Raw genomic sequence first — 19,152 nt, forward strand, 5'->3', positions numbered from 1 at the left:
CCAGTACCCGGGTGCCTTCATTTGCGCAGGGGCACGGCATGTCGTTAAAACCACCCGTTTCAGAGATCGACCGACAGCCAGCACTGGAACGTGGCCGGCATTACAGCCGGTCGGCCCTGTGGCTGACCTGGCTGCTGGGCGCCGCGATGTTTGCGACGGTGGTAGGGGTTGCTCTGCATTTTACCGATGTCGAATCCTTCAGCCGCTTGCTGACGCAGGCTCAGCCGCAATGGCTCATCGTTGCTTTCGTTCTGCAGGCCCTGACATACGTCGCCCAGGGCCAGGTCTTTCGCGTAGTGCTCAAGGCCGGGGGCCAGGACCTGTCCCTGTGGGTCGCGGGCAAGCTCAGCGTGATGAAGCTGTTTGTCGACCAGGCGCTGCCATCCTCCGGGATCAGCGGGGCGTTCGCTGTCGTGGCCTCGTTTGTTCGTCTGGGCTTTGTCAGGCCGGTGGTGCTGGCGTGTCTGGTACTGGACCTGTCGGGGTATTTTCTGGCCTATGCCTTGTCGGTGGGCCTGGCGTTGCCGGTCATCATTGTTCAGGGGCACGGTACCACCGCCGTGCTGACCACCTGCGTGATCTTCGTCGCACTCAGCCTGCTGCTGGCGCTTGTCACTCCGGGGCTGGCGGGCAATGCACGACTGATGACCCATGTGCCGGGCCAACGGTTGGCGATCGTTGCCAGAAGCCTTGCCTTGCTGACCGGCGCGGACCGGCGTCTGGTGCGCAGCCGCCTTCTGCTGTTGCGCATCACCTTGCTGGAACTGGCAATCATCCTTCTGGACAGTGCAACCCTGTGGGTGCTGGTGCGCTCGCTAGGTGTTTCGGCGCCGCCCTTGGGCCTGTTTGCCGGGTTCATGCTCGCCAGCGTCTTGCGCAGTATTGGCATTGTGCCGGGTGGTCTTGGGGCGTTCGAGGCGGCTGCCGTCGTCACCATGCACTGGGCCGGTATCGACGTGGCGGTGGCGCTTTCCGCAACCTTGCTGTTTCGCGGCCTGACGTTCTGGTTGCCGATGCTTCCCGGCCTTTGGCTGGCGCACCGGGAATGGCATTCCTCCGCTCACGGGCACGGCCTTGCGGCAAACCCGGATTACTGGAGTCCGGCGGTCAATCAATTGTTCATTAGCTTGCACAGTGGGCCAGCGGGATTGAGTCACGCTCAAGCCAGGGCACGACGGCGTCGAGCCCCCACCCCAATCAAGGATCGACCCAAGGGACTGGGCAGGCTGGTGCTGGAGCAGATGCGTACGCCGTTGGTATTGATTCTGATCGCCGGCGCCGGTATTGCCGTGTGGGTGGGGGACTGGCTGGATGCGGCAATCGTTGGTTGCATTGTGCTGATCAGCGCGGTGCTCAGTGCCTGGTACGAGAATCGTGCCAGCCGTGCGGTTGAGCAGTTGCGCAGCAAGATTGCCTTGCGAGCGACCGTGCGGCGAGAGGGCCACTTGCTGGATGTTGCCGCCAGCGATGTGGTGCCCGGGGACATTCTGGTGCTCAGCGCCGGCAGCCTGATCGCTGCCGACGGTCGTATCCTGCAGGCACTCGATTGTTTCATCGGCGAGGGCCTGCTGACCGGCGAAACCTACCCGGTGGAGAAAACACCGGGGGATTGCGCCCCGGAAGCCACCCTCGCGCAGCGTCACAATTGTGTGTTCATGGGCACGTCGGTGCGCAGCGGTTCGGCCGAAGTTCTGGTGACCCGCTACGGCCAGGACAGTGAAATCGGTCATATCGCCAGAACTCTTGCGCTACGCCCTCCGGAAACGGAGTTCGAGCGAGGCCTGCGGCACTTTGGCGGCCTGCTGCTGCGCGTAATGCTGGTGATCACCATCGTCGTGTTCGGCATCAACATCCTGCTGCATCGTCCCCCCCTCGACACGCTCATGTTTGCGATTGCCCTGTCCATCGGACTGTCGCCGGAACTGTTGCCGGCGATCCTCAGTATCACCCTGGCCAAAGGTGCGCAGCGCATGGCCGGCAAGGGGGTGATCGTGCGTCACCTCAATGCCATTGAAAATCTCGGGACCATCGACATTCTGTGTACCGACAAGACTGGAACCCTGACCCGCGGGGTTGTGGTTCTGGACGCAGCGATGGATGTCGAAGGCATCGCAGCACCGAGCGTTCTGCAACTGGCAGTGCTCAACGCGAGCCTGCAGACCGGCATGCGCAACGCCATGGACGATGCCATCACCCTCGCGGGCAAAGACCTGGGGACGGACGACGGGGTGCGGAAAATCGATGAAATCCCTTATGACTTCGTGCGCAAGCGCCTGAGTGTGGTGGTCAGCCAGAAGCCGCCGGCTCCCCGCTTGATGATTACCAAGGGAGCGTTGGACAACGTGTTGCAGGTCTGTACGCAGGTGCGGCATGGGGGCCAGAGCGTGGCACTGGACACCGCTGAACGGGCATTGATCGCGCAACGCTTCGGCGAGTGGAGCGAGCAGGGCTACCGCGTCCTGGGACTTGCCACGCGTGAGCTGCCGGAGCAGATGCATTATGGCCGCGAGGATGAGCGAGACATGAGCTTTCGCGGTTTCCTGTTGTTTTTTGATCCGCCGGAACCGGGAGTCACGCAAACCATCGCCACCCTCGACAGGCTCGGAGTGCAGGTGAAAATCATCAGCGGCGACAATCACCTGGTGGTGCGGCATGTCGGCACGGCAGTCGGCCTGCCTGTGGAGCGCATCATTACCGGCGCCGAGCTGGCAGTAATGAAGGACGAGGCGCTGATGCACCTGGCGGCGCGCACGACCCTGTTCGCCGAAGTCGACCCCAATCAGAAGGAGCGCATCATCCGCGCCCTGCAGAAGACCGGTCATGTGGTGGGGTACATGGGGGACGGAATCAACGATGCCCCGGCGCTGCAAGTGGCGGACATCGGGATCTCCGTGGACAACGCTGCCGACGTGGCCAAGCAGGCCGCCGACTTTGTGCTGCTGGAGCACGACCTGGACGTGCTGCGCGAGGGTATCGAAGAGGGGCGGCACACGTTTGCCAACACCTTGAAGTACATTTCCATCGTTTCCAGCGCCAACTTCGGCAACATGATCAGCATGGCCCTCGCGTCGCTGGCGCTGCCCTTTCTGCCGCTGCTCGCCAAGCAGATCCTGCTTAACAACTTCCTGTCGGACATTCCCTCCATGGGTATCGCCAGCGATAACGTTGACCGGGAATGGCAAAGTACCCCGCATCGCTGGGACATCATTCAGATCCGCAATTTCATGGTGGTCTTCGGGCTGGTGAGCTCGTTGTTCGACATCGTGACGTTCGTGGCTTTGTACCTGCTGTCGCAGATGGTGCCCGAGGTTTTTCGCAGCGGCTGGTTCGTGGAGTCGCTGCTGACCCAGCTGCTGACGATTTTCATTGTGCGTACCTACAAACCGTTCTATCGCAGTCGCCCGGCAACGCTACTGACGGTCAGTGCCCTGGCGGTCGGGCTGCTGGCGATCGGGCTGCCGTACAGCTCAATCGCCGCTTCGCTGGGATTGGCGCCTTTGCCGTTACCGATCCTGGCATCGGTGCTGGCGATCAGTCTGCTGTACACGGTGTGTGCCGAAGGCGCGAAGCGTGCGCTTGACCACAAGTCGCCTGCTCGTACAGGCACTTGACATAAATCAACGTCAAGGCCGCCTTCACGGTGGATTCTGAAATCCATACAGGTGCCTGGTCACCGGACAGCAAGCGGTTCGTTCAGGGTGGCGGGCAGCGACAAGCAAGTTTCGTGGAGTCCGATCATGAGCCAGTATCAACGATTATTGCTGATCATCAACCCGGCCCTGCGCCAGTCCAAAGCCCTGGATCATGCCGCCGCGCTGGCCAAGGCCAGTGGTGCCAGCCTGCACGTCGCCGCCTTGATCCCAACCTGGAAGCTCTTGTCGCTACTCGAAGAAGGCGATCGGGAAAAAGCACGTGAAGAGTACCTGCAAGACCAGCGCAACTGGCTCGAATACCACGCCGGTCACCTGCGCAGCAGGGGGCTTGAGGTGACGGCGGAGGCGAAATGGGCCGATGACCTGCAGCAAGACATTCTCGATTATGTCGCGGAAATGCAGCCCGACCTGTTGATCAAGCAGGTGCAGCGCGAGCCCGCGCTCAAGCGCGGTTTCTTTACCCCACTGGACTGGCGTCTGTTGCGTCATTGTCCGGTACCGGTGTACCTGCCTGGCGAAGGTGATCATCCTTTGCCGCGCAAGGTAGTGGCAGCGGTCGATGTGGCCGACACCCTGGAACAGGAGGACGGGCTCAATGAGCGAATCATCCAGCAGGCGTCCAGCCTGGCTATCCAGTGTCAGGCCGAGTTGCACCTGGTGTATGCCTGCGACGCATCTGCGCTGTTCCTGGGTGATATGGGCGGCGGGGGCCTGACCCTCCCGGATCTCTACAGTCAGTTGCGCCAAGGCCATGAAAAATCCTTCCTCGACCTGGCTGGTCGGTATGGCGTGCCGGCTGACCGGCGGCATTTCATCGAGGGGCATCCCGTAGCCGTGCTGCAAGCGTTCGCCGATGAGCGAGAGATGGACGTGATTGTGATGGGCAGAGTCGAGCGCCACGGCATGGACAAACTGTTGGGCAGCACCACCGAACATGTCCTGTACCAGGTGACGTGCAGCATCCTGGCCGTTTAGCGCGGTCATGAATCGCCATTGTTCAACTTCCTTCTTCAACTCCCCAGGAGGTTAACGTGATCCACAGTCCCTCACTGCAAACGACCTTGCCTAACCGCGCCGAAGCCGGTCGGCGCTTGGTCGAACCCTTGCTCAAATACGCTGACAGGCCTGAGGTAATCATCCTGGCCTTGCCCCGTGGCGGTGTCCCGGTGGCCTATGAAGTCGCCACCGCCCTGCGTGTGCGGCTGGACCTGATGCTGGTACGCAAGCTCGGCGTCCCTTCGCATCCCGAATACGCCATGGGCGCCATAGCCAGTGGCGGTGTACAAATCCTCAACGAGGATGCGCTGCGGGCGCACCCGATCGATCGAGCCGGTTTCGAGGCGGTGGTCGCCCGGGAAGCGCAGGAACTGTCGCGACGTGAAAAAGCGTATCGGGGAACCCGCCCGCCACCGAAAGTAAGGGGCCAGGTGGTCATCCTGATCGACGACGGTCTTGCCACAGGTTCTTCGATGATGGCTGCGATCCAGGCGGTAAAGATGCAGGCGCCGGAGCGCGTCATCGTTGCGGTACCGGTTGCTCCTCGGGAAACAGTCGAGGATTTATCGATGCAAGTGGACGAAGTGATCTGTCCGCTCATTCCTGACTGGATGATGTCGATCGGCTACTGGTATCTGGATTTTCCCCAGACCTCGGACGAAGAAGTCATCGATCTCTTGCAACGCGCTTGGGAGCGAAAATTGCCGAGCGTCTCCTGCACGGAACATCGCGATGCCTGAAGCTGAATTTAGATGCCTGGATCTGCCTGGCGTTGAATTGTCCGCCGATTTGCGTTTGCCGGAGAACGCGCGCGCCCTGGTCATCTTCGTACACGGCAGCGGGAGTGGTCGATTGAGCCCGCGCAATCAATACGTGGCCGATGTATTAGCCCTTCGGGGCTTGGCCTCGCTGCTGTTCGACTTGCTGACGGAACCGGAGCAGCGCCTGGATAATCTTAGCGGGGTCCTGCGCTTCGATATTTCCCTGCTGGCTAGACGGTTGATCGATGTGATCGATTGGGTCGGGCGGGACCGTGAGTTGTGTTCTTTGCTCATGGGTCTGTTCGGCGCCAGTACCGGTGCGGCGGCAGCAATGGTGGCTGCCGCCGAGCGGGCGTCAGTGGTAGGGGCAGTGGTCAGCCGGGGTGGGCGAACCGATCTGGCCGGGCCGGCCCTGGCCCGAGTGAAGGCGCCAACGTTGCAGATTGTTGGCGCACAAGACCCAATGACACTGGCCTTGAATCGCCGGAGCTCACAAATCCTGCGGTGTGAGCAACGGCTGGAAGTCGTGGAGGGTGCCACGCATCTTTTTGAAGAGCCTGGCACGCTGGAAGAAGTCGCCAGGCTCGCCGGCGACTGGTTTGAGCAGCACCTGCGGACGACGTAGTGGGTCGTTCTTACTGTCGCAGCAGATTGCCAACACTCAATTGCTCGCGATAGTCGTCAACCATAACGCTGAACATCGTTTCAGGTTCATCACACGCCAAACGGATAGGTTTCATCTTCTGCTTCCAGTCGCTGGTTTTTCGGCAGCGGCAGCGCGGTGACCGGCCTGGTTTGCTCGAACCAGATCATGGCATCGAATTGCTCCGCCAGCATCGACTCGAAGTAGTGACTGAAGCGTTCAGTCTGGGGACGGTAAATCACCCCGATGGCGCGTCCCAGCAAGACCGCGGACAGAGCGCTGCGAAGCTCCTTTTGCTGCGGAGCACGCCAGTCCGTCAATGATGCTGCGACCCCGGCCTTGAGAAATTGATGTTCCCAGCTGTCTGGTCGAGAAGGGCGAATGTCCTTGATCAACATCTCGCCGTCCCAGTCATCGGCCGCTGCGACCTGACCACGGTCGGTGGCCATACCAATCAGGACCACATCACGTCCAAAGGCATTGCGGCACAGTTGGCCGATATTGAACTGCCCCTTCCAGCCCATTTCCGTGGCGGCGGCATTGCCGATATGGGAGTTGTGGGCCCAGACCACAGCCTTGGCCTGCGGCCCCCGATGTTCCAGTACCGCGCGCAACGTATCGAACATGTGTCGGTCTCGCAGGTTCCAGGAGGCTGCCGAACCCCGATAGATCGCGCGGTAATATTGCTCGGCCGCTATCACTACGCGGGCATTCTGCGTCGCATTGAAGAATGCTTCGTTGTTTTGGATAAGCCCCGTCAGTTGGTCCGCAAGCATGGCACTGAGCTGCTCGATCACCGGTTGCTCACAGGGCATCACGCCGCCACGCTCGACGAAATGACCGTACAAAGAAGGATCATCCTGCCATGGGGTCAGACACCCATAGCGCCGACGCGCTTCTTGGGCCAATTTCGGGTCAATCCGATCCAGATAACTCAGTACCTCATGGATGGAGTTGCGCAAGCTGTAGACATCCAGGCCGCGAAACTCGACGCGATGTTCAGGGCTCTGCCGATGGTTGAATTGATGCAGCCAGTGGGCGAAGGCTTTTACTTCGCCGTTTCGCCACATCCAGGTGGGGAAACGGCTGAAAATGTGGCGCGTCCACGCCGTGTGCGCCAGACCTCGGACATACTGATCTACGTGGCCGGCGTCCGGCCAGTCGGCTTCCACTGCGACGATATTAAAACCGTGTCGCTCGATCAGGCTTTGGGTGATGACTGCCCGGGCTCGATAGAAATCGGCGGTCCCATGGCTTGCTTCGCCAATCATCACCACCCTCGCGTCAGCGTAGCGATCAAACAGGTCCCCGAAAGCGGGGGAGTCCAGGTCTGGTAGCGGCTCGGCGTATTGACGCAACACTGGCGGTATGTGCGATGTGTCATGGAAGTGTCGCTGGCCGATTAATTTGTCCAGCAATGTGTGCGTATGAGAGTTCATGAGTGTCGTCCTCCGAATGGCGAGCAACTTGTGGCGGCAAGGCGCTCGGGTCATACCAGAAGTTGATGCGTCGGCTTGAAACTTTGCATAGGCGTTACAGGTACAGGCGATGAATGACCTTATGGGGGTCGAAAGGATCGTCGTGGGTTTCAAAACCCAGACATCTGGCCAACTCACGAAAGGGCGCGTTGCTGGAGGTGCTGACTGAGTACAAGTGGTGGACGCCATTGGCGCGGGCAGCGTCGATCAAGTACTCCAGCAATAACGTTCCCAGACCGAGGCGTTTCCAGCCAGATGCGATGGTCACGGCGCATTCGCACTGGTATTTGCCCGTCGCGGCATAGCGACTGGCGCCGATTTCGATCAAGCGGCCATTCTCGTGGGCCAGCGCGATGCAGGCTTGGGTCTGGTGGGGAGCGTGCTGCTGCCTGAGTAACAGCGCATGCCGGGACTCAGGCGCCGAATGCCGGACCAGAGCGTATTCACGAACTTGATCTGCTTGCGTGACATATCTGATCAACACCGGGCGGCCGTTGCCGAGAATATCAATCCAGGAATTTTCAGGGGCGTTCACCGTTCAGCCCTCCATCGGGCGGTCACTTGACGCGAAGAAATCCCAAACGCTCAAGTTCTTTCTTGCGCTGTTGGCCGTCACCGGACTTGATCTGCATATGGACTTAAAAAAAACAGGTCCACGTAGATGCCAATTTCCTCATTCATGTTGCCCGGCAGCATCAGCATGTCGTGATCACACACGATTCCCCGATGGAGGCGGCGTAGCATGGACAGCCCCGGATATTCAGGGAATTTCCGGGGCCGTGATTCAGGCTATCAATAGCTGGTCTTCCACTTTGCTGACGCCCGGCACCGACCACGCTGCTCGTTCGGCGATTTCACGCTCACGCCAGAAGTGCACTTTGCCTTCGAGTTTTACAACACTGCCTTCGACCTTGATCCGTATGCCCTTGGCATCAACTTCGGCATTGCGCTTGAGGGCTTCTTCGATACTTTGTTGGATATCGACGACCTTCACTCTCGGGCGCAGGGTGATTCGGTTATCCACCCCGACAACGCCTGACAATTTGCGCACCGCACTTTCAGCGACTTCTTTCTGATACTGCCAGTCCACCTGGCCTTCCAGGGTTACCCAGCCTTTTTGCACGACGACCTTGATGTCGCCGGCGGGTGTGTCGGAACGCCACGAGATGATATTGACGGCACGGTTTGCGATGGTGTCATCGTCCGTACCTGCACCCTTATCCAGGCGAACCTGTATTTCTTCAGCCACGGCACGTACTCCTTTGATCGCCTTGACCGCGCGCTCGGCGCTGATTTTTTGAGCGTAGCTTTTCACGTGGCCGGACAGTGTGACGATGCCATTTTCCACGCTGACGCCAATGTGGGCGGCATCGATGTCGGGTTGAAAGTCAAGCTCATCCAAAATGGTATTGCGCAGGGTGATGTCGCTCATGATCTTGTCCTCTTCCAGGTGACTGAAATGCATGGGCCGGCAAAGCCCATGTCTTTTTTCTACGCTGGAGCGATAGAAAGACTTTGAGCTAAATCAAAAAGACCACAACTCCCGGGTGCAGAGCTCCGGTAACAGGCGGGGCTACATTCGGTTCAGAGGCGTGAAGAGCAATGTTCAGTAAATGGCTGGACCCCATGCTTTTGCTGCTTACAACGCTGGCGTTGCTGGCTGGTGTCGTTGCACATCGTGCGCAAGAGAATGATTGGGCATCGTATTGCTGGGCCGCAGGCAGCCTGACGATGGCATTGGTTCTGCTCGTCGAGATTGCCGGGCGATTGGCCCGACGTGAGGCAGGAGTGGATTTGATCGCACTGTTGTCGATCAGCGCCGCCCTGTTTTTCGAGCAGGCTTTGGTCGCAGCAGTGATCGCTCTGATGCTGGCGACCGGTCGCACGCTGGAATTCTTTACCCGTCAACGAGCCGAGCGTGAACTGCGTGCGCTTATCGATCGGGCACCGCGTTTTGCCTGGTTGCAGGAGAAGGGGGGCTTACGCCAGATTCCCGTTGAACAGATTCAGCCAGATCAGACATTGCTGGTACGGCTAGGAGAGGTTGTACCGGTCGATGGTCGCTTGCTCAGCCCGACAGCGATTCTGGACGAGTCGGCACTCAGCGGTGAATCCTTGCCCGTGACCCGAAGAGAAGGTGAGCAGTTGCCCAGCGGAGTCTCCAACGTTGGCGCCCCCATTCTGCTGGTCGCTACGCGAACGGTTGCGCAAAGCACCTACGCTGCCATCGTGCGGCTGGCCGAAGCGGCGCGCCGTTCACGCGCGCCTTTTGTGCGCTTGGCTGACCGCTATGCACTGTTTTTTATCCCGTTGACTTTGTTGGTGGCGGCGCTGGCGTGGCATCTGAGCGGCGACCCCTTGCGAGCGTTGGCGGTGCTGGTGGTGGCCACGCCTTGTCCTCTGATTCTGGCAGTGCCCATTTCGATCATGTCGGGTATATCCCGAGCCGCGCGGCGCGGAATATTGATCAAGGATGGCGCCACCCTGGAAGCGCTGGCCGGGATCAAACAAGTGTTTTTCGACAAAACCGGCACGCTGACCAGTGGACACGCGCGCCTGCAGTCGATCGAAGTCAATGGACTGGCCGATCCGCAGCAATTGCTTGGCCTGGCGGCCTCGCTCGCACAGGCTTCGACGCATCCCATCTCTCAGGCCATTGTCGAGGCAGCGCAACAGCGCAGGGTGTCCCTCAGCCTGCCAACCGAGGTGCAGGAGAGTCCGGGCGAGGGGCTTTGCGGGCGCATCGACGGTAAGCAGGTGCGATTGGGCACACTGTCTTTTGCTCATCAGGACGCTTACGAAACCGATTGGGCTGTCGCCATGCTTCGCCACATGGATTATCTGGCCTGTAGCGGAAGCTTTATCGAAGTGGATGGGAAACTGGCGGGCCTTTTGGTCCTCGCTGACACTGTTCGGCGCGAAACTCCACAAACGCTGCGCCGGTTACGCTGCAAAGGGATCGAGAGAATCGTCATGCTCACCGGTGATCGCCCGGAAACTGCCGAGATAATCGCAATGTCTGCCGGAATCGACGAGCTGCGCGCGGGTTTGACACCCGAGGATAAGGTGCGGGCTGTGCAGGAGGGCTGTTTGCGCAGCCCCACGCTGATGGTCGGTGACGGCATCAATGATGCGCCCGCATTGGCGGCGGCGAACGTTGGTGTGGCAATGGGGGCCAGCGGTGCAACCGCTTCGGCACAAGCCGCGGGCGTAGTTCTGCTGGTCGATCGCCTGGATCGTCTGGTCGAGGCCCTGGACATCGCTCAGCGAACCCGTCATATCGCTGTCGTCGGTGTGCTGGCCGGCATGGGCCTATCGTTGCTGGCCATGGTCGCGGCGGCGCTCGGCTTTCTTGCGCCACTCATCGGCGCTGTGGTGCAGGAGGGCATTGATGTGCTGATTATCCTCAATGCGTTGCGGGCATTGGGGCCACTGTGGGGGCGTCGAAAGGGCATGCTGACTGCAGAGCATATTGATCGGCTGCAGGATGAACACCGGCAACTATCCAGCGTGCTGAGTGACCTGCACCACCTGGCCGCTGACTTCGCCCGGCGCCCGGTTGTACAGGCACGAACCGAACTGCAGGAGCTGGTCGACAGGTTACAAACCTCATTGGCGCACCACGAGCATGATGATGAACAGCTGCTTTACCCGCTTTTAACGCAACGGTTGCCAGGCGAGGACCCGATGTCAGCCATGAGTCACGCCCACCGAGAGATCTTCCGCCTGATCCATTTGCTGGCGCGCATGAGTCGTGATTTCAATGCCGAACCGGCCAGGGCCGATGCCGACGAAATTCAGCATCAATTGATCAGGCTCGATACCCTGGTGCGCCTGCACTTTGACCAAGAGGAGGAGCTGTTCCGTTTCCTTGACTCACGCTGAACGAACGTTGTGGATACCGGCTGAGCGTCTGACTCCGGCCGATTCAGAGGTGATAGCGCGATTGGACGATGCGCCTGATCTGATCCATTGCCTTTTTGGGGACCATGCTTTTGTCCATTTCGATAAGGCGGGTCTTATTGGCAAGCACATCGTCCCGGATCACTTTGCGAAACCAATTGGAGAAATCCCCGGCATCGAGATGCTCGCGAAGGGCGGGTTCTTCAATTTGCGTTAAACAGGATAAAAACTCAGTCAGGTTGGCGGCACTCCGGCCAAGCGCAGGAAAATAGAATGATCGCCATGCACCGACGTCTCCCGCAACGTACTTGCCGCTGTGGCGATGGTGCTTTTGATGCGGCTGCATCTGTTCGATCAGGTAGACCTCGTCGTCTCCGTGCAAGCTCCAGAGACAGGCATGCTCCAGACCTGGCGTCCGCTCGGGAAACCGAGGGGAAGGTCGCTGCATGCGTTTGGCGAATTGCTCGACCAGTTCCCGAGCAGTGCTGCCAAGCGTTACCAGCACGTCGACCCCATCAAGTAGCTCCGGGCAGACCTGGTCGAAGTCGAGGGCTACGATGATTGCACCGATGTCCTTGAGAAAGCCGGGCGGCCAACTTGAACAGTGGGGAAGCATGTAATGCGCTTCGTCGACGATCAACCAGTAGGGGCGACCTGAAGTGCTGCGCAAATGCTGAAGAAAAGGCAGCAGGTCGCCAAACAACTGCACGCGCGCCGAGAGATCCAGGGCAAGGGCATTGACCACCACATTGAGCTGCGCCTGCAAAAGATAGTGCACGGCATCTTCTGTCGTCGGGGGCGCAGTGAGGCCGCCGATGGTCACCGCGTCTTCCAGCGTGAGGTAGTCGCCCTCTGGATCGATGATGCAGAATCCCTGATGAGCCTGGACCATTCTTTCCGTCAGCCAGGTGATGTAACTGGATTTTCCGGCCCCGGAATTGCCAATTACCAACATCACCGATTCTGGAGGCAGCCATAACGGGTGCCCATCGGTGGACTGCCCCAACTGAACCCCGATGCGTTCGACGCCAACCAGCGCGGCATCTTTTTCCAGCAGCATTTCGACCAGCTCACACACTCCTTGACCATGGTCACGCGTCAGGCACAGGTCAGCGCTGGATTTTATGGAGGCTATGGCATTGCTGACCGCTGCGGCACAGCCGCAGATCGACAGAAAGGAATGGTCGTTTTCCGCATCGCCCACTCCGACCACGTTCAATTCGCATATGCCTAAATCTCGTAACGCTGCAACAAGACCGGACGCTTTGTTCACGCCAGGCGGCAGGATCATGATGGCGTCCTTGTTGAAGGTTATCTGCAGTTCAAGCCCCAACTCGTGAATGCTACTGATCACCTCATTTTCGAATGGCTGCCAAGTAGCGATGACCGACTGTCCGATCGACAACGGTGACACCCCTTTGGCGCGCAGGTGACCCACCAGCTCGGTTGAAGCGGGATCTGCAATAAGCTCCTCGGTATCGGTACTCGGGTCGTACAAGAGCGCGCCATTTTCGGCAACCACCCTGTCAAAAAGATCCAGATGCGGAAAATGATGTTTAAGCGCTTGCAATTCCCGGCCTGAAATCAGCAATAACTTGCGACCGCTTTTTTTCACTTCGCTGAGCGATGCGCAGACTTGAGCAGGAACGCTACCGTTTTCGGCAATGGTCCCGTCGTAGTCAACTGCCAAGGCAAGGAAGTGCATGCTCGATCCCCATCAGACTCAATTGAGTGCAAAGGAAGACAACTGGAACGGACTATCGACCGACTCCTTGACTGTATTGAGAGGCAACTTATTGGGGCCAACATTGATTTTTATCAATTTTAAGTCGAGCGTTTGCTGATTGACGTCGGGCCCCATTCGCGTGCAACCACAGTTGTTCAACAGCGTTGCTTTGACTGATCAAAAGCACATGTTTCTTTTGTTATTAATAACCCGAAGTGCTTAAGCCTGCAGATTACTGAACATGAGTAAGCTGCAGGCAGCCAGGTTGATCTAAATCAATAGGCAGCCTGTCATCGGTTCCATGCTCTGGTCACATGCGGAGATTGGCGTCGGGTCATGAACACCAACAAACCAATGGGGATTCACGCGGTGCAAGGCTGGCGGCGGAGCAGGGGAGCAACAGCTGGAAATCTGCGCCGACCGGGCAAAAGGCATTGGATACGTGACGCAACCCACCTGTTGATAATCTTGCTGCTGTTGCCGGTTGGATACTTCACTGCGTATCACTTTGCTGCCCATACGTTGAGGGAGTTGGTGAACGTTTGTACCGCGCGTTTTGAAGTAGAGTTCGAACAGGCCGAAGTAGAGCCTCCGCTCGAAGTTTTATCGCGATCCTTGTGCGAATGTCAGGCAAAAGCGCTGCTCAAAAAAAACGGAGTTGTGCGACTTGCCTTGGTCGACAGCCACTTACTGGCTCCGCAGTCACTTGAGCCTGTAACAGAGCAAGATGCAGAAGCCTGCATCAATGCTCTGTGGAAGCATGATGCTGAATGGACCGGGCGCTTGCCCGTTGTGGGGGTGTTCGCCGAGGGTGACGCTTGATTTATATCAAGTCCCGAGAGCTTCAGCCTTTCAGAATCTGGGAACTGGCGTTGAATGGTCTGGCGGGCAATTTCATGAGCGATTTTCTCAGTGCCGAGCAATTGGAAGGTCTGGATGCTTACTGGCGAGCAGCCAATTATCTGGCCGTCGGGCAGATTTACCTCAAAGACAACCCTTTGCTCAGGGTGCCTCTGCGTCGCAGTGACATCAAATCGCGTCTGTTAGGGCACTGGGGCACGACGCCGGGGTTGAACCTGATTTACACCCATCTCAACCGGCTGATCACCACGTATGACCTGAACATGCTGTTTGTTGCCGGCCCCGGCCATGGCGGGCCGGCGGTCGTTGCGCAAACGTATCTGGAAGGCACTTACACCGAAATTTGTCCAACGGTCGAGCGCAACGCCAATGGCCTGTTGAGTCTGTTTCGGCAGTTTTCCTGGCCGTATGGCCTCTCCAGTCATGTGTCGGCGCAGATTCCCGGCTCCATCCACGAAGGCGGCGAACTGGGTTACAGCCTGGCACACGCCTATGGCGCTGCGTTCGACAACCCGGATCTGATCGTCGCTTGCGTGATCGGCGACGGCGAGGCTGAAACCGGTACGCTGGCCGCCAGCTGGCATTCGAACAAGTTTCTCAATCCCGTGTGTGACGGGGCGGTGCTGCCGATCCTGCACCTCAATGGCTACAAGATCGCCAACCCCACGGTGTTGTCCCGAATCCCCGAGGATGAACTTTCGGCACTGATGCGTGGCTACGGCTACGATCCCTATTTCGTCGAAGGCACTGACTCGGTGCAGGTGCACCAGGCCATGGCGCAAACCCTGGATACGATGCTGTTGAAGATTCGTCGGATCCAGCGTGAGGCGCGTCGACGGCCGGCCCACGCCGTGTCGCAGCGGCCCGTCTGGCCAATGCTGGTATTGCGCACCCCCAAGGGTTGGACAGGGCCCCAGTTTGTCGATGGACACCGGGTTGAAGGCACCTGCCGAGCTCATCAGGTCCCTCTGGCCGACTTCAGTCAGCCGGTTCACCTGCGACAGTTGGAAGAGTGGTTAAGAAGCTATCGTCCCGAAGAACTGTTTGACGCCCAAGGGACTCTGGTGCCGGAAATTGCAGCGCTGGCACCCACTGGGCAGCGGCGCATGAGTGCCAATCCCCACGCCAATGGCGGCCTGTTGCTACGGGCACTGGATCTGCCGCGGTTCGCCGACTATGCCGTGCCGGTCGAAACGCCCGGCAGCGTGCGTGCCGAAGCGACGCGTGTGCTGGGGAAATACTTGCGTGACGTGATGAAAAACAGCCTGGCGACGCATAATTTTCGCCTGTTCGGACCCGATGAAACCGCCTCTAACCGACTTGATGCGGTGTATGAAGTGACCGGCAAAACCTGGCTCGACCCGCTGGATCCTGACGACCTCAACCTGAGCGCTGACGGCCGGGTGATGGAAATACTCAGTGAGCAGGTATGCGAGGGCTGGCTGGAAGGTTATCTGCTGACCGGCCGCCACGGCTTGCTATCTTGCTATGAGGCGTTCATCCATATCGTCGATTCGATGGTCAACCAGCACGCCAAGTGGCTCAAGACCGCTGCCGAAGTACCGTGGCGCAAGCCGGTGGCGTCGCTCAATTTTTTGCTCACCTCCCATGTGTGGCGCCAGGACCACAATGGCTTTTCGCATCAGGACCCGGGGTTCATCGATCTGCTGGCGAACAAGAAGTCCGACATCGCGCGAATCTACCTGCCGCCGGATGCCAATTGCCTGCTGTCGGTGGCCGACCATTGCCTGCGCAGCCGCCATTACATCAACGTCATCGTGGCCGGCAAACAGCCGGAATGGCAGTGGCTGGACATCGACGCGGCGCAGCGCCATTGCCAGGCCGGCATCGGCCGCTGGGCCTGGGCCTGCCGCGATGACGAGACACCGGACGTGGTCATGGCCTGCGCCGGAGACGTACCGACCCTGGAAACCCTCGCAGCCGTGACATTGTTGCGCGACTACGTACCGGACCTGCGAGTGCGGGTGGTGAATGTCGTGGACCTGATGGTGCTTCAACCGTCGTATCAGCACCCTCACGGTTTGTCGGACAGTGCGTTCGACGCGCTGTTTACCGTCAACAAACCGGTGATTTTTGCCTTCCACGGGTACCCGGCGCTGATCCATCGGTTGCTTTATAAGCGCGCTAACCATGACAACTTCCATGTCCGCGGCTTTACGGAGGAGGGCGCGACCACCACCCCGTTCGACATGGCTGTAATCAATGGTCTGGATCGCTATCGATTAATGCTCGATGTGTTCGAGCGCGTACCTCGGCTGCAGGACTTGGTGCATGAGGCGCGGACGCGCTACTGGTCGCAAATGGAGCGGCACAAGCTCCATCTCATCGAGCATGGCGAGGATCTGCCCGAGGTGCGCAACTGGCAATGGACGTCTCCACCGGTCCCGTAAACGGCTACTTACCCTTCCAGTACTTCTGCATTTCGAGAAACAGAAACGAAGCGGTCCACGTAATGAGGACCAGACCGGTCAGCGCTTCAAGGCCGGTCAGGTACTTGAGGTGGCCGACCGGGGAAATATCACCGAAACCGATGGTCGTGTAGGTCGTGAAGGAGAAGTACACGCAGTCCATGAAGGTGCCGTCGAAGTTGCCTGTCAGATAGCCCCACTGGCCGGAATGCTCCATCAGGTAATAAGCCAGCGCAAATGCCCAGACTTCGATGGCATGGGCCAGCAGGCTGCCGAACACGCCAACGACAATTCTGAAGCGGCGCCACATTTTCAGGCGCGGCAACCAATCATTCAGACGCAGCAGGCATTCGTAGTGAATCACCACGGTGACGATCACCACCAACGTGTTGATCAGCGTGACTGCCAGCATTCGCCAGCCTCCCTTGTCAGGACGATGCCGCGTCAGTCCGTGCAGGTTGCGCAGTGCGCTCAAGCGGCCTTAGCGCGGCGAACTCCTCGGGAGTCAGGGTTTCCTTTTGCAGCAAGAGGCGGGCGCCGGCCTCCAGCTCGGGACGCAACCTCTCGAGCAGGGCTTTGGCTCGTTGCCACGCGTCGTCCAGCAGTGCGCGAATAGCGAGGTCGATTTCCCGCGCCGTCTGCTCCGAATAGTCCTTTTCGCCGGATTCGGGCACTCGCTCGCCAAGCCAGGTCGCATTGCGCCGCTCCAGAACCGCTTGGCCGAGTTCGCTACTCATACCAAAACGCGTGACGATTTGACGGGCGATGTCCGTGGCGTGGGCCAGATCATCGGCAGCGCCGGTGGAAATCTCCCCGATCACCAGAAATTCCGCCGCGCGTCCCGCCATCAGCACGACCATCCGGTCCTTGAGCATCTGGCAACTGATAAGAAAGTGGTCTTCGGTCGGTCGCTGCAAGGTGTAGCCCAGCGAGCCGATGGCCCGGGGAACGATCGAGACTTTGTGCACCGGATCCATGGCCGGTAAGTGACTCGCGGCGAGCGCATGGCCCATCTCGTGATAGGCCACTATCTGGCGTTCCTCGGGACGCAAGATGCTGCTCTTGCGCTCGATGCCGGCAACCAGTCGTTCCACGGCGGCGGTGAAGTCGACAAGTTCCACCACGTCCGCGCCGCGGCGGGTCGCAACAATTGCCGCTTCATTCACCAGGTTCGCCAGATCCGCGCCAGTGAATCCTGTAGTGATGTCAGCGATCCTTTCGCTATCGATAGTCGGTGACACGGTGATTTTCTGCAGGTGTACCTTAAGGATCGCTTGTCGGCCTTTGCGGTCCGGTCGGTCGATCAGCACTTGGCGGTCGATCCTTCCAGCGCGTAACAGCGCAGGATCGAGAATCTCAGGTCGGTTCGTCGCAGCCAGTAATACCACGCCTTCGCGAGGGTCGAAGCCGTCCAGTTCCGAGAGCAGTTGATTGAGGGTCTGCTCCTTCTCGTCATTGCCACCGAACGCGCCAACTCCGCGCATTTTGCCCAGCGCATCCAGCTCATCAATGAAGATGATGCAGGGCGCGGCCTGGCGTGCCTGCTCGAACAGATCGTGGACCCGGGCGGCACCGACCCCGACGAACATTTCGACGAACTCAGAACCAGAGATCGAGAAAAACGGCACACCGGCCTCACCCGCGATGGCCTTGGCCACCAGCGTCTTTCCGGTACCGGGCGGGCCGACCAGCAGCGTCCCTTTGGGTATGTGTGCGCCCAGACGGGCATAGCGGGCCTTATCCTTCAAGAACGACACAATTTCCATCAGTTCGAGCTTGGCTTCATCGATCCCGGCAACGTTGTCAAATGTGACGCCTGTATCCCGTTCGACAAACACCTTTGCCCGTGACTTGCCGATACTCATCAACCCTCCAAGGCCCTGCTTTTCGGCGAAACCGCGGAACGCAAAGTGCCAGACCACCGTGATCAGGATCAACGGTAGTAACCAGCCCAACAGCCCGCTGAGCAAGGTGTCTTCATTGGCGCCGCTGAATCTGACCCCCGAATGCGCCAGGTCCGCCGCCAGCGTCGAATCCACCCGGAACGTAGTGAATAGTTCATGGCCGTCGATGGGCTCCAGTAACTTGCCGCTGATCTGGTCTTTCTCGACCCGCAGATCGTTGACTTTCTGGTCGTTCACCAGTTGCAGGAACTGGCTGTACGGAATGCTCTGCACGGCATGACGTTCGGCAAACCAAAACTGCACGAGTGCCAGAACAATGAAGGCGATCAGGAAGTACGAAAGGTTCCACTGGTGGTTGTTTTTCATGGTCTTGTCTCAACGAAGACGGTGGCCACGATGCAAGAGAGCAGGGCACGGTCGCCTTGTTTTTTTCTACACCTGAGTGGCAAAAAATCCTTGAGGAATATCAACAATGCCCGTTCGACGCCCGACTGAACGCCGCTGAAGACCATGCCGCGACCGCCAGGCTTCGTGCAGATCAAGCAGCCTATTGAGCGTGTTTTCTTGCAAGCAGCCATGCTTGCCAAGCCTGCCGGTATTTCTCATCTGCACATTTTTTGGCGATCGAGAACTTGAGCATGGTCTGGGAGGAAAAGGGTTCATCCAGAACGGAGTAGGCTTGATCGGTGAGACGATCAGCTTCAAGAAACAGCGCCTTGCAGTGTTTGATGGCGTCGCTGTCGGCCACATAAGGGTTCGTTGATTCATTGGTGGGCATGGCCGTTGACCTCGAGCAGA

At 59.0% G+C, this 19,152-nt stretch carries 14 protein-coding genes; 7 read left to right on the forward strand and 7 right to left on the reverse strand.

The window, feature by feature from the left end:
* The first annotated feature begins 38 nt into the window (after window positions 1–38).
* From mgtA to MKZ87_RS03080, 4 genes are all read left to right on the forward strand, one after another.
* Window positions 39–3,611: a magnesium-translocating P-type ATPase gene (gene mgtA, locus MKZ87_RS03065; RefSeq protein WP_266200251.1), complete on the forward strand. Its 3,573-nt coding sequence runs from the start codon at window positions 39–41 to the stop codon at window positions 3,609–3,611.
* Between the two features lie 126 nt (window positions 3,612–3,737).
* On the forward strand, window positions 3,738–4,628 hold the full coding sequence (locus MKZ87_RS03070) for a universal stress protein (protein WP_266200252.1): 891 nt from the start codon (window positions 3,738–3,740) through the stop codon (window positions 4,626–4,628).
* A 56-nt stretch (window positions 4,629–4,684) separates the two neighbouring features.
* A complete protein-coding gene (locus MKZ87_RS03075) occupies window positions 4,685–5,389 on the forward strand; it encodes a phosphoribosyltransferase (RefSeq protein ID WP_085696124.1) in 705 nt (234 codons plus the stop codon).
* Entirely contained in the window at window positions 5,382–6,035 is a 654-nt protein-coding gene (locus tag MKZ87_RS03080) for a dienelactone hydrolase family protein (RefSeq protein ID WP_085696125.1), read from the forward strand. Before MKZ87_RS03075 ends, MKZ87_RS03080 begins: the two co-directional genes overlap by 8 nt.
* A gap of 89 nt (window positions 6,036–6,124) precedes the next feature.
* On the opposite strand, the gene MKZ87_RS03085 is transcribed toward MKZ87_RS03080, so the two are convergent.
* From MKZ87_RS03085 to MKZ87_RS03095, 3 genes are all read right to left on the reverse strand, one after another.
* On the reverse strand, window positions 6,125–7,492 hold the full coding sequence (locus tag MKZ87_RS03085) for an erythromycin esterase family protein (RefSeq protein ID WP_266200254.1): 1,368 nt from the start codon (window positions 7,490–7,492) through the stop codon (window positions 6,125–6,127).
* 94 nt (window positions 7,493–7,586) lie between these two features.
* Entirely contained in the window at window positions 7,587–8,066 is a 480-nt protein-coding gene (locus MKZ87_RS03090) for a GNAT family N-acetyltransferase (RefSeq protein ID WP_266200255.1), read from the reverse strand.
* A 249-nt stretch (window positions 8,067–8,315) separates the two neighbouring features.
* Window positions 8,316–8,963 (reverse strand): BON domain-containing protein, encoded by a 648-nt coding sequence (locus MKZ87_RS03095; RefSeq protein ID WP_266200256.1) that lies wholly within the window; start codon window positions 8,961–8,963, stop codon window positions 8,316–8,318.
* A 170-nt stretch (window positions 8,964–9,133) separates the two neighbouring features.
* Between MKZ87_RS03095 and MKZ87_RS03100 the strand changes: the two genes are divergently transcribed.
* Complete coding sequence (locus tag MKZ87_RS03100) at window positions 9,134–11,416, forward strand: heavy metal translocating P-type ATPase (RefSeq protein WP_266200257.1); 2,283 nt, start codon at window positions 9,134–9,136, stop codon at window positions 11,414–11,416.
* Between the two features lie 43 nt (window positions 11,417–11,459).
* On the opposite strand, the gene MKZ87_RS03105 is transcribed toward MKZ87_RS03100, so the two are convergent.
* Window positions 11,460–13,139 carry an HAD-IIB family hydrolase gene (locus MKZ87_RS03105; protein ID WP_266200258.1) on the reverse strand — a complete coding sequence of 560 codons (1,680 nt, stop codon included), beginning with the start codon at window positions 13,137–13,139 and terminating at the stop codon, window positions 11,460–11,462.
* A gap of 357 nt (window positions 13,140–13,496) precedes the next feature.
* On the opposite strand from MKZ87_RS03105, the gene MKZ87_RS03110 reads away from it, so the two are divergent.
* Together MKZ87_RS03110 and MKZ87_RS03115 are read left to right on the forward strand one after the other, a co-directional pair.
* On the forward strand, window positions 13,497–13,982 hold the full coding sequence (locus MKZ87_RS03110; RefSeq protein WP_085702066.1) for a hypothetical protein: 486 nt from the start codon (window positions 13,497–13,499) through the stop codon (window positions 13,980–13,982).
* Window positions 13,983–14,056: 74 nt separating this feature from the next.
* A complete protein-coding gene (locus MKZ87_RS03115; RefSeq protein ID WP_085696451.1) occupies window positions 14,057–16,432 on the forward strand; it encodes a phosphoketolase in 2,376 nt (791 codons plus the stop codon).
* 4 nt (window positions 16,433–16,436) lie between these two features.
* Here MKZ87_RS03115 and MKZ87_RS03120 read toward each other — a convergent pair whose 3' ends face one another.
* From MKZ87_RS03120 to MKZ87_RS03130, 3 genes are all read right to left on the reverse strand, one after another.
* Complete coding sequence (locus MKZ87_RS03120) at window positions 16,437–16,862, reverse strand: potassium channel family protein (RefSeq protein WP_085696131.1); 426 nt, start codon at window positions 16,860–16,862, stop codon at window positions 16,437–16,439.
* 16 nt (window positions 16,863–16,878) lie between these two features.
* Window positions 16,879–18,720 (reverse strand): ATP-dependent zinc metalloprotease FtsH, encoded by a 1,842-nt coding sequence (ftsH, locus tag MKZ87_RS03125; RefSeq protein ID WP_227235543.1) that lies wholly within the window; start codon window positions 18,718–18,720, stop codon window positions 16,879–16,881.
* A gap of 181 nt (window positions 18,721–18,901) precedes the next feature.
* The gene (locus MKZ87_RS03130) at window positions 18,902–19,132 is read right to left on the reverse strand and encodes a hypothetical protein (RefSeq protein WP_085702067.1); all 231 of its coding nucleotides are present in this window, start codon (window positions 19,130–19,132) and stop codon (window positions 18,902–18,904) included.
* Between the last annotated feature and the right edge of the window lie 20 nt (window positions 19,133–19,152).

It is taken from the genome of Pseudomonas sp. MCal1 (assembly GCF_026341415.1).
In the GTDB taxonomy this organism is placed as follows: domain Bacteria; phylum Pseudomonadota; class Gammaproteobacteria; order Pseudomonadales; family Pseudomonadaceae; genus Aquipseudomonas.